A 14,742-nucleotide genomic window follows, 5' to 3' on the forward strand; every position below is an offset into this window, starting at 1 on the left:
GTCAGAGCGTGGCGGGCAAGCCCCACTTCTCGAACGACTCCATATGGAAGGCAACCACATGGGTGATGCCTTCGTCGGTCGTGGCGAGCACATGCATCTGGAACGGCTCGTGCACGCCGGTCTCGCGGTTGAGCATGTACATCGCTCCGGCCGGCTGGCCGTTGGCCACAGTGGGGAGTAACCGCATATCGCCGGGCAACTCGGCCGGGCAGTGCGTCTTCGAGAGCAGGACGATGTTCTCCGGACCCTGGTACCAGCCGTCGAACGGCGGCATCTCCCAGACGGCGTCGGCGGTGAACAGCTCGACGAGCTTGTCCATGTCATAGGTCTCGAACGCGTCGATGTAGCGCGCCAGTAGATCCTGGGCTTCCTTTGACTCCGGGACCTGCAGATGGTCGTCCTCGCTGGGCCCGACGGCATCGAGTTGCGCACGGGCGCGCTGCAGCAGGCTGTTGACCGCCGCCGTCGAGGAGCCGATGGCGTCGGCGACCTCCGCGGCCTTCCACTGCAGCACCTCACGCATCACGAGCACCGCGCGTTGGCGGGCGGACAGGTGCTGCAGCGCCGCGACGAACGCGAGCCGCACCGATTCACGCGAGCCGACGATGTTCGACGGGTCGGTCGAATCGTCGGGAATGGGTTCCAGCCACGGCACCTCGTCGCGCGCGACGATGTCGTCAACCGGATCGGAGCTGGGCGCGCCGAGCCCCGTCGGCAGCGGCCGGCGCTGACGGCTGTCCAACGCCGTCAGACACGTGTTGGTGGCGATCCGGTACAGCCAGGTACGCACGGATGATTTGCCCTGGAACCCCTTGTACGACTTCCATGCCCGCAAGTAGGTTTCCTGCACCAGATCCTCGGCGTCATGTAGCGACCCGGTCATCCGATAGCAGTGCGCGAGCAGCTCGCGGCGATAGCGCTGCGCGTCGGCCAAGAAGGCGTCTTCTGCGCTGTCGTCGTCCAGATTGTGGGCCAGGACCGTCACCTCGCCGAGCTTAGTCACCATGGGTGACAACCGTCACCGGCGTGCGATTGGGCAGCCCGATACTCTCCCTGGGTGGCAACTACCCGCACCGAACGCAGCTTCCAGGGCATCGGCGGCGTCCGCATCGTCTACGACGTATGGACCCCGGAGGTGGCCCCGCGCGGTGTCGTCGTCCTCTGCCACGGTTACGCCGAACACGCCCGCCGCTACGACCACGTCGCCGAGCGATTCGGCGAGGCGGGGCTGATCACCTACGCGCTGGACCTGCGCGGGCACGGTCGCTCCGGCGGCAAGCGGGTGTACCTGCGCAACATCGACGAGTACACCGGCGACTTCCGCACCCTGGTCGGCATCGCCAGCACCGACCACCCCAAGCTGTCGCGGATCGTGCTCGGCCACAGCATGGGCGGTGGTGTCGTGTTCGCCTACGGAGTCGAGCACCCCGACGAATACACCGCGATGGTGCTGTCGGGGCCTGCCGTCGACGCCCAGGACGCCGTCTCGTCGTTCATGATCCGCGTGGCCAAGGTGGTCGGCAGCATTCTGCCGGGCCTGCCCGTCGAGGACCTCCCGACCGAAGCGGTATCCCGCGACCCAGAGGTGGTTGCGGCATACATGGCCGATCCGCTGGTCCATCACGGCAAGCTGCCCGCGGGTATCGGCAAGGCGCTCATCAAGGTCGGCGAGACCATGCCGCAGCGCGCCTCGGCGCTCACCGCGCCCTTGCTTGTCGTGCACGGAGAGCAGGACAAGCTGATCCCGGTCGCCGGCAGCCGTCACCTACTGGAATGCGTCGCATCGACCGACGCTCACCTGAAGGTGTACCCCGGGCTCTACCACGAGGTGTTCAACGAGCCCGAGAAGGCGTTGGTGCTCGACGACGTCACCTCGTGGATCGAGGCCAAGCTGTGAAAGCCCTTGCGGGCCTGTTACTTTCGCTGGCACTTTTGGTGTCGGCATGCGGATCCGACGGCGAACCGTCTGGCTGGGTCGACCAAGACGTGACGTTCTCTGCCGACGGCCTGACCATTCACGGCACGTACCGCCACGAGCGCGGCGGCGCACAGCGACCTGCGGCCCTGCTGATCTCCGAGAGCGGCAACACCGACCGCAACGGCGACAACGCGGTCGCGGGCCCCGTCGGCAACATGCGGCAACTCGCCGAACTGTTGTCCGACAAAGGCGTAGCGAGCCTGCGGTACGACAAAATCGGCACCGGGAAGACGGGTCTCGGACCGTATTCGCAGCGGCCCCAGGATGTCGTCAGCGCCGTCTACACCACCGGCGCGAAGGCCGCGGTGAGCTACCTCGCCGAGCAGTCCGCTACCGACACGTCGCGCATCTCGGTATACGCGGTGGGAGAAGGCACTGTCCACGCGATGGCTCTGGCGACCGACGCGAACGTCGGCGCACCGAAGATCCACTCGCTGGCCCTGTTTCAGCCGTTACCCGGCAGGTATCTGGACATCATCACCAACCGGGTGCGCGCCAGCGCCTCTCCGGAGGCGCTGACCACCTGGCTGGCCGCCGTGGACGAGGTCCGCACCAAGGGGACGGTGCCCCCGAACCTTCCGGAGGGACTGGGCGCGCTCGTCAATCCCGGCAACGTCAAGGCGGTGATCGAGGCCGACAAGATCGACCCGCTCACGCTGGCCGCCAAGGTGCCCGCAGGCACGCCCGTCCTGCTCACGTGTTCAGACGCCGACAAGCAGGCGACGTGCGAATCGATCCGGCCGCTCGCCGATGCGCTCGAACACACGGCGCTGACCGTCGTCGAACTCGAGGGCGTCAGCCATGTGCTGCGCGACGATCCGACCGACAACGTCGCCAACTACTCCAAGCAGGATCCACTTTCTCCACAGCTTGTCGAAGCGCTCGACGCGTTTGTCGGCAAGTAGACCTAATCTGGCGCTCATGACGTGCAAGCGAGTAGTGAAGGCGGATCGCGCATGACTGACGACAAGATGCTGGCACGCATCGCCGCTCTGCTGCGCCAGGCCGAGGGGACGGACAACACGCACGAGGCCGACGCGTTCATGGCGGCGGCACAGCGGCTGGCCACCGCGACGTCGATCGACCTGGCGGTCGCGCGGTCGCATGCATCCAACCGCACCAAGGCGCAGATGCCGGTGCAGCGCACCATCACGATCGGCAACGCGGGCACCCGCGGCCTGCGCACCTATGTCCAGCTGTTCACCGTGATCGCGATGGCCAACGACGTGAAGTGCGACGTCGCGTCGAATTCGACGTTCGTGTACGCGTACGGGTTCGGTGAGGACATCGACGCCAGCCATGCGCTGTACGCCAGCCTGGTGATGCAGATGGTGCGCGCGTCGGAGGCCTACATCGCCTCCGGTGCGCACCGGCCGACGCCCACGATCACCGCGCGCATCAACTTCCAGCTCGCCTTCGGCGCGCGCATCGGCAAGCGGCTGTCCGAGGCGCGCGAAGAGGCGCAGCGGGAGGCCACCGGAGGACGCTGGCGCAGGAAGGCCCCCAGCACGGCTATCGCGTTGCGGAACAAGGACATCGAGCTCAAGGACTTCTACCAACAGACCTCGGCGGCGCGGGGCACGTGGCGACCCACCAGCGCGACGGCGGGGTATTCGTCCGCGGCGCGACGCGCGGGTGATCGCGCGGGCCGCAAGGCGCGGCTGGGTAGCAGTGGGGAGCTCTCCGGTGCCCGCACGGCCCTGGAGACGTGAGCGATCAGAGACACCCAGCGGGCGAAGGTCTACGCCGCAGAGGAATTCGTCCGGACGTTGTTCGACCGGGCGGCTGAGCACGGCAACCGGGTGATCGACTTCTTCGGGACGCAGTTGACCCTGCCACCCGAGGGCCGGTTCGCGTCGGTGGAGTCGGTGCAGCGCTACGTCGACGACGTGCTCGGCATGACGCCGGTCCGTGAGTCGTGGCCCGGCCCGGGAGCGTTGACGGTGCGTGCCCGGCGTGGCGTCAGCGCGGCGCACTACGAGCGTGCCGACGACGGCGCGCGCATCGCGGTGCCGGAGAAACGCACGACGTGGGCGCTGCGCGAACTGGTGGTCCTGCACGAGATCGCCCACCACCTCTGCGCCGCCGAACCGCCGCACGGACCCGAGTTCGTCGCGACGTTCTGTGAACTCGCCGGCGTGGTCATGGGTCCGGAAGTCGCTCACGTGCTGCGCGTGGTGTACGCGAAAGAGGGTGTCCGATAACGTGTCCCGTGTGACCGAGCCTGATCCCCGCCCGGACCCCAAGGCGCTCGATCAGCTCTTCAACGCTGTTCTGCGCACCGAGGACGAGGCGCTGACCGCGGCGCGGGAGTCGGCGGACGCGGCGGGGATGCCCGCCATCGAGGTGTCGGCGCAACACGGGAAGCTGCTGTACCTGCTCGCCACGGCGGCGCGCGCAACCCGGGTTTTGGAGATCGGCACGCTGGCCGGCTACAGCACCATCAACCTCGCCCGCGCCGTTGGGCCGTCCGGTCGCGTCGTCACGCTGGAGTACGAACCCACCCACGCCGAGGTGGCTCGCCAGAACCTGGCCCGCGCGGGTGTCGAGGACCGGGTGGAGGTGATCGTGGGCGCCGCCCTGGATACCTTGCCAGTCCTGGCCGAGCGCGGCGAGGCCTTCGATCTGTCGTTCATCGACGCGGACAAAGAGAACAACGTCGCCTACGTCGAGTGGGCGATCAAGCTGGGGCGGCCGGGCTCAATCATCTTGGTAGACAACATCGCACGGTTCGGGCGGGTGCTCGAACCTGCGACCGATGACCATCAGGCCCGCGCCGTGCGCGACATGCTGGAGATGATGGGTGCGCATCCGCGTCTGGACACCGCGGCAATCCAGACGGTGGGCACCAAGGGCTGGGACGGCTTCGCGGTCGCGGTGGTCAGCTAGCAAGTGATCGCGCACAGTCGCGCAGCGCGCTGACGATTCGTCGCTCGTTCGCGTCGAAGCGGTCGCTGGGTGCCGGCACCGAGATCGCAACGATGTGCCCGCCGGTGGTCCTGGCGGCGATACCGGCCGCGGAGATCCCGGCGGTGTGCTCGTCGCGGTCGAACGCGATGTCGCTCAGCCCCGCGGACGGGTCGGTCAGCAGCTCGAGCGCGGCCTTGCCGTTGGCCGTGGTCTCCAGCGGGAACCGCACACCCACCGCCGAAACCGCCCGCAGCCGGTGCGCGGACTGCACCTGGTCGATGAACAACATCTGCTGACCCCGCAGCACGGACAGGTCCACCGTTTCGCCGGTCGTGCGCGCCAACCTGTCCAGCGTCGGCCGGAACTGCGTCGCGAGGCTCGCGTCGTCGGCACCGCCCAGCCCGAGCAGTCGTTCGCCAAGGCTGATCCTGCCCTCGTCGTCGATGCTCGCGAAACCGATCTCGACCAGTCCGACCATCAACCGTCGCACGGTGGATTTGGCCAGGCCGAGCCGCCCGCCCAGGTCGACCAGCCGAAGCTGGCCTGGTGACGCGGCGATCTCGTCCAGGGCGGCCGCCGCGCGGCGTAACACCTGAATTCCGTCTGAACGCCCGGATTCAGATGGCTGATTCTCTTCCGCAGGAGCCATTCCACCACTATATTGATCCGCAATGCGGCTCACAATGATTCGCAATGTGAATCTAGGAGGGCGAAGTGGTGGCACTACCGGCGGGGCGGCACTTCGCCCGGGGAGGCGACGGGTACGAGGACGCCCGACGGTCGACGGTATGGAATCAACGCGTGCCGGATCGCTATCCGGCGATGATCGTGCAGGCTCACGACGACGACGACGTCATCGCCGCACTCGCCTATGCGAAAGCCCACGATCTTCAGGTCGGGATCCGGTCAGGCGGACACAGCTGGGCGGCCAACCATCTGCGCGACGGCGGTCTGCTGCTCGATATGCACGGGTTCGACCAGGCCACCATCGACAAGGGCAAGATGCTCGCCGTGGCCGGCCCCGGCAAAGGTGGCAGCATCCTGGCGGCCGAACTCGAGGAGCAGGGCCTGTTCTTCCCCGCGGGCCACTGCAAGGGCGTGTGCATCGGCGGGTACCTGCTCCAGGGCGGATACGGCTGGAACAGTCGCGTCTACGGACCGGCGTGCGAAAGCGTGATCGGTCTGGACGTGATCACCGCCGACGGCGAGAAGCTCTACGTCGACGCGGAGAACCATCCCGACCTGTATTGGTCGGCACGAGGTGCCGGTCCAGGGTTCTTCGCGGTCGTCACGGCCTTTCACCTCAAGCTGTACCCGAAGCCGGCCGTCTGCGGCATGAGCCTGTACGCCTATCCATTCGACTGCGCAGAGGAGGTGTTCACGTGGGCGCGTGACATCAGTGCCGACGTGGACCGCAGGGTGGAACTGCAGATCGTCGCCACCAGAACCGTGCGGGACGCCGGGATCGACGGGCCCGCGATCGTGCTCGCGTCGCCGGTGTTCGCCGACACCGAGGCCGAAGCCGAGGAAGCGCTCGCCCTGTTGGGCACCTGCCCGGCCATCGATAAGGCACTGGTCAAAGTGCCCTACGCGCCAACGGATCTGCCCACTTGGTACACCGCGGTGATGGGCAACTATCTAGACGACCACCGCTACTCCGCAGACAACATGTGGACCTCGGCACCGGCGGCGGACCTGATGCCCGGCATTCGTCGGATCCTCGACACCCTCCCGCCGCACCCCGCGCATTTCCTGTGGCTCAACTGGGGGCCGTCACCGGCCCGGCAGGACATGGCCTACAGCGTCGAGGCCGAGATCTACCTGGCGCTCTACGGCGGCTGGATGGACGAGGCCGACGACGACAAGTACGCCAACTGGCCGCGCGACAACATGGCCGAGATGGCGCATCTGGCCACTGGAATCCAGTTGGCCGACGAGAATCTCGGACAGCGTCCCGCGAAGTTCGCCACCGACGAGGCCATGGCACGGCTGGACAACGCCCGAGCCGAATACGACCCCGACGGCCGCTTCTACCCATGGATGGGACGGGTGTGATGAGCGCCTACCTCGGTTACCGCGATGCCGACGGTGACACCCCGTGGGGCACGTACTTCAATCCCGAAATGGCCGAACTGCCAAGACATGTGGTCGTCGCGCTGGAGCACGGACCCCAGGCCGACCAGACGCTGCTCGGATTCGATTCCGCGGGAACGATTCTCGATGAGGGCTACCAGCAGACCGAGAACGGATACGGTCAGCTGCGCGGCGGCGGTTTCCAGGTGTCGGTGCGCACCGAGATGCCCGGCGTCACGCCCGCCATGTGGGACTGGTGGTTCGGCTGGCACGGCAGTGAGACGACGCGCTACAAACTGTGGCATCCGCGCGCGCATGCGTCGGCGCGCTGGTCCGACGACGGCGGTGACGGCAGCTGGGTCGGCCGGACGTCGTTGATCGAGGAGTACCTCGGATCGTCGTACGCGAAGGCCGCGATCCAGTTCGTCGAACCGCAGGTGATCGGCCTGGAACCGACCCGCCTCGGCTCAGACGTCGCGGTGTGCGCACGGCTGGGATCGGCGGAGGTGCCCGTCGACATCGGCTGGTTCGTCCATCACATACGGTCCACCGCCGACGGCGCGGAGATGCGGTCCCGATTCTGGATGGGCGGACCCCACATCGGCCTGCGGAAGGGAAATATGTTGGCTGACGCGGTGATTCGGCCCGTCGCCGCCCACCAGTTGCCCGATCCGCGCGATCTTCTCGTGCACTGCGCCCAGGAGATGAACCACCTGGCCGGCTTCCTGCCCGCGGTGTATGCCCAATTCGCGGGTGCATGACATTCCGGTGTGTTATTGACACAGGTATGCCCAGGACACGAGCCATCAGCGCAATCGGAGCATGTGCCACGTTGCTCGCGGCACCAGTAGCCCAGGCGGCACCCAGACCCGCGCCGCCGCTGCTGTACGGGTGGTACAACGTGTCCGTCGACTTCGCGCAGCAGACCTTCAACGGTCAGCCGACACCCATGCAGTCCAAGACTTTCCTCGTCGAATACACCGCCAACTGCGACGTGAACGGCTGCGTGGTGACAATGGACAACTCGGACGATCTGTCCCGCGACCCCGGCGCCCCACCGGTTTTCGAGTACCGATGGAACAACGACCGCTGGGAAACCAGCAGCGACTATCCGTACCTGTGCGAACGCATGAATCCCGACAGCGCAGTGCAATCCGTGCGGTCGGACTACCTGATCCCGCGGCCCGATGGCAGCTTCTTCGGTCAGCGAACCATCACCGTCGAGGGCGCCGGATGCCCGGGTGAGGGGCCAGGAGTGCACTCGCTGCCGATCTCGGTGACGCCCGCCGATCCGCCGCCACCGCCCCCGCGCTAGCGAGCTCTCGTTTAGTACTTCGCCATTGGGGCACAGACCGCCAATGGACTTTCGCTTCCGGCAGCGCATGCCGACCGTCGAACGGCATATTCCTGCGCCGCCTGAGGTGGTGTGGAACGTTCTTGTCGACCTCGACCTGTGGCCGAAGTGGGGCCCATCGATCCAGCGGGCCGAGCTGGCGGAGGCCGGGCCGATGAAGTTGGGTTCGCGAGGCAAAGTGTGGACGGCGATCGGAGTCGCGCTTCCGTTCACGATCACCGAATTCGAAGAGAACCGCTGCTGGGCGTGGGAGGTGGCCGGCGTACGCGCCACGCGGCATGAAGTGTGGCCGACCGACGGTGGAACACGGTTGGCGTTCGCAGTCCGGTGGTGGGCGCCGGCCTACCTGTCGGTGTGCGCGGTCGCGCTGCAGCGGATCGACGGGCTAGCTACAGACCGCGCCGCCGGCGGCTGAGCCGACGAGCTTGGTGTACTTGGCCAGCACACCGGTCTTGTAGACGGGCGGCAGTGGCTGGAAGCCGGCCTTGCGCGAATCGAATTCGTCCTTGTCGACCAACACGTCGAGCGTGCCGTTCGCGACGTCGAGGCGGATCTTGTCGCCGTCCTTGATGAACGCGATGGGCCCGCCGTCGACCGCCTCCGGCGCGATGTGTCCCACACACAGGCCCGTGGTGCCGCCGGAGAACCGGCCGTCGGTCATCAAGAGCACGTCCTTGCCGAGGCCCGCACCCTTGATGGCGCCGGTGATGGCCAGCATCTCGCGCATGCCGGGCCCACCCTTGGGTCCCTCGTAGCGGATGACCACGACGTCGCCGTTGGTGATCGTGCCGTCCTCGAGCGCATCGAGCGCGGCCCGCTCGCGCTCGAAAACCCTTGCAGTGCCCTCGAACACGTCGGAGTCGAAGCCGGCCGACTTGACCACCGCACCTTCGGGTGCCAGCGATCCGTGCAGGATCGTGATGCCGCCGGTCGGGTGGATCGGGTTGTTCATCGCGCGCAACACCTTGCCGTCCGGGTCCGGCGGCTCGATGTGGGCCAGGTTCTCGGCCATGGTCTCACCGGTCACCGTCAGGCAATCCCCGTGCAGCAGACCGGCATCCAGCAGCGCCTTCATGACGACCGGCACGCCGCCGATCTCGTCGACGTGCTTCATCACGTGGCGACCGAACGGCTTGACGTCGGCGAGATGCGGGACCTTCTGTCCGATGCGGGTGAAGTCCGCCAGTGTGAGTTTGACCCCGGCTTCCGACGCGATCGCCAGCAGGTGCAGAACCGCATTGGTGGATCCACCGAACGCCATCACCACGGCGATGGCGTTCTCGAACGCCTCGATCGTGAGTATGTCGCTGGTGGTGATACCGCGACGCAGCATCTCCACGACGGCCTCACCCGAACGACGGGCATATTCGTCGCGGCGCGAGTCGATCGCCACCGGCGACGCGCTGCCTGGCAGCGACATGCCGAGTGCCTCGGCGGCCGACGCCATGGTGTTGGCGGTGTACATACCGCCGCACGCGCCCTCACCGGGACAGATCGCACGCTCGATGATGTCGACGTCCTCGCGCGACATCAGGCCGCGGGCGCAGGCGCCTACCGCCTCGAAGGCGTCGATGATCGTGACTTCTTTCTCGCTGCCGTCGGTGAGCTTCGCGACGCCCGGCATGATCGAGCCGTTGTAGAGGAAGACGCTCGCCAGGTTCAGCCGCGCGGCTGCCATCAGCATGCCGGGGATCGACTTGTCGCAGCCGGCGAGCAGCACCGATCCGTCGAGGCGCTCGGCCTGCATGACGGTCTCGACGCTGTCGGCGATGACCTCGCGCGACACCAGCGAGAAGTGCATGCCCTCGTGGCCCATCGAGATGCCGTCGGACACCGAGATGGTGCCGAACTCCAGCGGGTAGCCGCCGGCAGCGTGCACGCCGGTCTTCACCGCCTGTGCGAGCCGCTGCAGCGACATGTTGCACGGGGTGATCTCGTTCCACGATGAGCCGACGCCGATCTGCGGCTTGGCCCAGTCGTCGTCACCCATGCCGACGGCGCGCAGCATGCCGCGGGCGGCGGTCTTCTCGAGGCCGTCGGTGACGTCGCGGCTCCGTGGTTTGATGTCGGGCGTCGACGAGCCGCCTGCGCGGGGAGAATCGGTCGTGGGCTGTGAGGGCATGAGAGCAGTATGCCTTCGGCTTTTCACCGGACAAACTCCTTTAGATACCCCACAGGGGTATGCGGTACTCTGATCTCATGTCGCTTCGCACCACACGCCTCGCTGCCGTCTTCATAGCTATCTTCGCCGCCTTGTTTCTCACCTCGTGCTCGGGGTCCAGCGACCACACCGAGACGCACCAGGCGGACGAACCGGTCGGCACCGCCCAGCCCCCCGGCTTCAACGCCGACGACCACGCGTTCGCGACCAACATGATTCCCCATCATGAGCAGGCGATCGAGCTGGCCGCCATGGTGCCGGACCGCTCGACCAATGCCGACGTCATCGCGTTGGCCGCCAAGATCTCCGCCGAGCAGGAGCCCGAGATCAAGGCATTGCGGGTGTTCCTTGTGCAGTGGGATGAAAATCCAGACGATGACGCGTCCCAGGGGGAACACGGAGCACACGGCGGCCACGGCGCGATGGCGGGGATGGTCGACGAGGCCACGATGACGAAACTCCAGTCGCTACGCGGTACGGAGTTCGACACACTGTGGCTGCAGTCGATGATCAGCCACCACCAGGGCGCGATCGAGATGGCCAAGGCCGAGGTCGCCAACGGTCAGAACGAGGACGTCAAGCGCATGGCCCAGACGATGATCGACACCCAGCAGGCCGAGATCGCCCAGATGGACCAGATGCTGAAAGGTGGGGGAAATGGCTGACGAGGTCACCGTGGGCGACTCCGGGGCGCATGGCTATTCGGCCCAGAAGGAGAACTACGCCAAACGCCTGCGCAGGATCGAAGGTCAGGTTCGCGGCATCGCGAAGATGATCGACGAGGACAAGTACTGCATTGACGTGCTCACCCAGATCAGCGCCGTCAACAGTGCACTGCAGTCCGTCGCGCTCGGACTGCTCGACGAGCACCTGGGGCATTGCGTCACCCAGGCCGTGGCCGAGGGCGGGGACGAGGCGGACGCCAAGCTGGCCGAGGCATCCGCTGCCATCGCCCGGTTGGTGCGTTCCTGACGTAACGTTCGACCGCCTCAGGCGGATGAACACAGCAGGTCAACGTCATTGGTGGCGTGACGGTCGGGGTTCTGGCGACATGCAGATTTCAAAGACCGCCCGGCACGCTGTGCCACACTAGACGAAGTTATGCGACTGGGAGGTCACGTATGCGGGAGCCGAAATTGAGGCGCCTATTCTCCGCCGTGCTGGCGGCCGGACTCGTCGGCGGGATGGTGCTGAGCACCCCATCAGCACTGGCTCAACCTGGCGTTCCGCCGCCACCACCGCCCGCGCCGGTCGATCCGGCCGCCGCAGTGGCACCCGCGCCCGGGCTGCCTCCGGCACCGCCTGCGGCCCCGGCCGCCTTCCCGCCCGGACCGCCCGCACCGGCTCCATTCGGTGCGCCTCTGCCGCCGGCCCCGCCACCGCTCTTTGGGCAGCCCCAGCCGATGGCGATCCCCGAGGGGACGCCGGAAGGGCAGAACCCGACGCCGTTCGTCGGGGAACCGCCGTTCCTGCCGCCGTCGTTCAATCCGACCAACGGTTCGATCGCCGGCGCCGCCAAGCCGATCTACATCAACTTCCAGCGGCCCATCGCCAATCGGCAGATGGCCCAGGACGCGGTGCACATCACGTCGGTGCCGCCCGTTCCCGGCCGGTTCTACTGGACCACCGACACGCAGCTGCGGTGGCGGCCGCAGGACTTCTGGCCGGCCGGTACCACCGTCTACATCGACGCCGCGGGCACCAAGTCGAGCTTCACCGTCCCCGAGCAGTTGGTCGCGACAGTCGACAACGCCACGCATGAAATGACGATCGTGCGAAACGGTGAGGTGGAGAAGACCTTCCCTGTCTCCATGGGCAAGGAGGGCTACGAGACCAAGAACGGCACCTACTACGTGCTGGAGAAGTTCGCCGACATCGTGATGGACTCGTCGACCTACGGAGTGCCCGTCAGTTCTGCCGAGGGCTACAAGCTCAAGGTGCAGGACGCCGTGCGAATAGACAACAGCGGCATCTTCGTTCACAGCGCGCCGTGGTCCACCGGGGCGCAGGGCAACAGCAACGTCAGCCACGGCTGTATCAACCTGAGCCCGGCCAACGCGCAGTGGTTCTACGACAACTTCGGTAGTGGCGACCCTGTTGTCATCAAGAACTCCACCGGGATCTACAACAAACCGGACGGCGCCTCCGATTGGCAGATGTTCTAAAGCACCAACGCGAAAGGCCCCGACAATGTCGGGGCCTCTTGCGTGCTGCGACTAGCTCCAGATCCGCACGCGCTCTTGCGGATCCAGGTACAGCTCGTCTGACTGGTTGACTTCGAACGCCTCGTAGAACGCGTCCAGGTTGCGGACGACGCCGTTGCAGCGAAACTCCGGCGGCGAGTGCGGATCGATCGCAAGCCGCCGAATGGCTTCGGCGTCACGCGACTTCGTGCGCCACACCTGGGCCCAGCCAAAGAACACCCGTTGCTCACCGGTCAGTCCGTCGATCACCGGCGACGGCTCGCCCTTGAGCGAGAGCTGGTAGGCGAGCAGCGCGATCGAAAGGCCACCCAGGTCGCCGATGTTTTCGCCGACGGTGAATGCGCCGTTCACATGATGGCCGTTGCTGAGCGCCCTGGGCACGTACTTGTCGTACTGCTCGATCAAAGCCTTTGTCCGCGTGCCGAACTCGGCGCGATCGTCGTCGGTCCACCAGTCGACCAGGTTCCCGTCGCCGTCGTACTTGGATCCCTGGTCGTCGAAGCCGTGACCGATCTCGTGACCGATCACCGCACCGATCCCGCCGTAGTTGGCGGCGTCGTCAGCATCGGCATCGAAGAAGGGGGGCTGCAGAATCGCGGCGGGAAAGACGATCTCGTTCATGCCGGGGTTGTAGTAGGCGTTCACGGTCTGCGGCGTCATGAACCACTCGTCACGGTCGACGGGCCCACCGAGCTTGGCCAGATCCCGGTCGTATTCCACGGCGTAGCCACGTAGGTAGTTGCCGTACAGATCGTCACGCTTGATCACCAGCGCCGAATAGTCGCGCCACTTGGCCGGATAACCGATCTTCGGGGTGAACTTGTCGAGCTTGGCGAGCGCCTTCTCGCGCGTCTGCGGCGTCATCCACGCCAGCGAGTTGATGCTGACCCGGTACGCCTCGCGCAGGTTGGCGACCAGCTCGTCCATCCTGGCCTTGGCCAGCGGCGGAAAATGCCGTTCGACGTAGAGCCTTCCGACCGCGTCACCCATCAGACTCTCGACGACCGACACTCCGCGCTTCCACCGATCGCGCAGCTCTTCGGTGCCCGAGAGTTTGCGGCCGTAGAACTCGAAGTCCTCGGCGACCAACTCGTCGGTCAGCAGGAACGCGCGGGCGTGGATGAGCCGCCAGCGCAGCCACGCCTTCCAGTCCGCTAGATCGAAGGCGGACCACGCCGCGGCGAAGGCCGTCAAGTAATCGGGTTGGCGCACCACAACTTCGGAGACTTCGGCCACCTTGTCAGGGGTGGCACCAAGCGCGGCCACCCACCCGGCCCAGTCGAAGCCGGGCGCCTCGTTGAGCAGGTCGGTGAAGGTGCGCAGGTTGTAGGTCAGCTCGGCGTCGCGGCGCTTGACGACGTCCCAGTGCGCGGCGGCCAGCTTGGTTTCCAGCGCGACGATGCGTTCGGCGGTGGCCTGCCATTCGTTCGGCTGGGGTTCCTCGCCGTAGACGAGTCCGAACATCGCTGCGATGTGCCGCGGATAGGCGGCGAGAATGTCGGCGTGCTGCTCGTCGCGGTAGTACGACTCGTCGGGCAGGCCGAGGCCGGACTGGCTCATATGCACCAGATAGCGGGTGGAGTCCTTGGAATCGGTGTCGACGTAGATTCCCGTCCCGCCGCCGACGCCGGTGCGCTGCAGCGCGCCGAGGACCGCTGCCAGGGCCTCGGGAGTATCCGCGGCGTCGATCGCGGCCAACTCGTCGAGCAGCGGTTGCACACCGCGTTCGGCGACCGCCGGCTCGTCCATGAAGCTGGCGTACAGGTCCCCGATGCGCTGCTCGTCGGTACCGTTCGCCGGTGTTGCGGCCACCCCGTTCGATGTCGCCGCCGAGGCGGCTCCGGTGATGAGGTCCCGCACGTGCTCCTCGGCCCGGTCGTACAACGACCGGAACGCGCCGTCGGTGGCACGGTCACCTGGCATCTCGTACTCGGTCAACCAGCGGCCATTGACGTGGCCGAACAGGTCGTCCTGGGGACGGGCGTCAGAGTCGACGTGGCTCAGGTCGATACCCGAGCGAATAGCTTCAACTGTCACCCCACCAGACTGCCAGACCGGTCGT

General features: G+C 66.6%; 15 protein-coding genes, 1 tRNA gene and 1 pseudogene. 13 read left to right on the plus strand and 4 right to left on the minus strand.

Annotated elements, in window-relative coordinates; genetic code table 11:
* Position 1: 1 nt before the first annotated feature.
* The gene (locus tag G6N42_RS23245; RefSeq protein WP_434059593.1) at positions 2–1,006 is read right to left on the minus strand and encodes a sigma-70 family RNA polymerase sigma factor; all 1,005 of its coding nucleotides are present in this window, start codon (positions 1,004–1,006) and stop codon (positions 2–4) included.
* Between the two features lie 51 nt (positions 1,007–1,057).
* Here G6N42_RS23245 and G6N42_RS23250 point away from each other — a divergent pair, with 51 nt between their 5' ends.
* The 5 genes from G6N42_RS23250 to G6N42_RS23270 are packed head-to-tail and all read left to right on the plus strand — an operon-like array spanning position 1,058 to position 4,867.
* Entirely contained in the window at positions 1,058–1,897 is an 840-nt protein-coding gene (locus G6N42_RS23250) for an alpha/beta hydrolase (protein ID WP_163733472.1), read from the plus strand.
* Positions 1,894–2,883, plus strand: a complete 990-nt coding sequence (locus tag G6N42_RS23255; RefSeq protein ID WP_163733475.1) for an alpha/beta hydrolase family protein — start codon at positions 1,894–1,896, stop codon at positions 2,881–2,883. The genes G6N42_RS23250 and G6N42_RS23255 overlap by 4 nt, the downstream gene beginning before the upstream one ends.
* Before the next feature lie 51 nt (positions 2,884–2,934).
* Positions 2,935–3,690, plus strand: a complete 756-nt coding sequence (locus G6N42_RS23260) for a DUF2786 domain-containing protein (RefSeq protein ID WP_163733478.1) — start codon at positions 2,935–2,937, stop codon at positions 3,688–3,690.
* A 3-nt stretch (positions 3,691–3,693) separates the two neighbouring features.
* Entirely contained in the window at positions 3,694–4,182 is a 489-nt protein-coding gene (locus G6N42_RS23265) for a TIGR04338 family metallohydrolase (RefSeq protein WP_163738036.1), read from the plus strand.
* Between the two features lie 10 nt (positions 4,183–4,192).
* Positions 4,193–4,867: an O-methyltransferase gene (locus G6N42_RS23270; RefSeq protein WP_434059594.1), complete on the plus strand. Its 675-nt coding sequence runs from the start codon at positions 4,193–4,195 to the stop codon at positions 4,865–4,867.
* Here G6N42_RS23270 and G6N42_RS23275 read toward each other — a convergent pair.
* Positions 4,860–5,537: an IclR family transcriptional regulator domain-containing protein gene (locus G6N42_RS23275; RefSeq protein ID WP_163733483.1), complete on the minus strand. Its 678-nt coding sequence runs from the start codon at positions 5,535–5,537 to the stop codon at positions 4,860–4,862. The genes G6N42_RS23270 and G6N42_RS23275 overlap by 8 nt on opposite strands.
* 65 nt (positions 5,538–5,602) lie before the next feature.
* Between G6N42_RS23275 and G6N42_RS23280 the strand changes: the two genes are divergently transcribed.
* From G6N42_RS23280 to G6N42_RS23300, 5 genes are all read left to right on the plus strand, one after another.
* Entirely contained in the window at positions 5,603–6,943 is a 1,341-nt protein-coding gene (locus tag G6N42_RS23280) for an FAD-binding oxidoreductase (protein WP_163733486.1), read from the plus strand.
* Positions 6,943–7,722, plus strand: a complete 780-nt coding sequence (locus G6N42_RS23285; protein ID WP_163733489.1) for a DAPG hydrolase family protein — start codon at positions 6,943–6,945, stop codon at positions 7,720–7,722. Before G6N42_RS23280 ends, G6N42_RS23285 begins: the two co-directional genes overlap by 1 nt.
* A gap of 26 nt (positions 7,723–7,748) precedes the next feature.
* Positions 7,749–8,276, plus strand: a complete 528-nt coding sequence (locus G6N42_RS23290; protein WP_163733492.1) for an MBOE_33420 family protein — start codon at positions 7,749–7,751, stop codon at positions 8,274–8,276.
* Between the two features lie 43 nt (positions 8,277–8,319).
* Entirely contained in the window at positions 8,320–8,730 is a 411-nt protein-coding gene (locus G6N42_RS23295) for an SRPBCC family protein (protein WP_163733495.1), read from the plus strand.
* 2 nt (positions 8,731–8,732) lie between these two features.
* A tRNA-OTHER gene (locus tag G6N42_RS23300) sits at positions 8,733–8,831 on the plus strand.
* 544 nt (positions 8,832–9,375) lie between these two features.
* On the opposite strand, the pseudogene G6N42_RS31790 reads toward G6N42_RS23300, so the two are convergent.
* Positions 9,376–10,437 (minus strand): annotated as a pseudogene (locus G6N42_RS31790) (dihydroxy-acid dehydratase domain-containing protein); the annotation flags it as partial.
* Positions 10,438–10,514: 77 nt separating this feature from the next.
* Between G6N42_RS31790 and G6N42_RS23310 the strand changes: the two are divergent.
* From G6N42_RS23310 to G6N42_RS23320, 3 genes are all read left to right on the plus strand, one after another.
* On the plus strand, positions 10,515–11,141 hold the full coding sequence (locus G6N42_RS23310; RefSeq protein ID WP_163733501.1) for a DUF305 domain-containing protein: 627 nt from the start codon (positions 10,515–10,517) through the stop codon (positions 11,139–11,141).
* Positions 11,134–11,448 carry a copper-sensing transcriptional repressor RicR gene (ricR, locus tag G6N42_RS23315; RefSeq protein ID WP_163733505.1) on the plus strand — a complete coding sequence of 105 codons (315 nt, stop codon included), beginning with the start codon at positions 11,134–11,136 and terminating at the stop codon, positions 11,446–11,448. Before G6N42_RS23310 ends, ricR begins: the two co-directional genes overlap by 8 nt.
* A gap of 149 nt (positions 11,449–11,597) precedes the next feature.
* Positions 11,598–12,641, plus strand: a complete 1,044-nt coding sequence (locus tag G6N42_RS23320) for a L,D-transpeptidase (protein WP_163733508.1) — start codon at positions 11,598–11,600, stop codon at positions 12,639–12,641.
* 51 nt (positions 12,642–12,692) lie between these two features.
* On the opposite strand, the gene G6N42_RS23325 is transcribed toward G6N42_RS23320, so the two are convergent.
* Complete coding sequence (locus tag G6N42_RS23325; RefSeq protein WP_163733512.1) at positions 12,693–14,717, minus strand: M13 family metallopeptidase; 2,025 nt, start codon at positions 14,715–14,717, stop codon at positions 12,693–12,695.
* Positions 14,718–14,742: the final 25 nt, after the last annotated feature.

This window comes from Mycobacterium gallinarum (assembly GCF_010726765.1).
Classification (GTDB): Bacteria; Actinomycetota; Actinomycetes; order Mycobacteriales; family Mycobacteriaceae; genus Mycobacterium; species Mycobacterium gallinarum.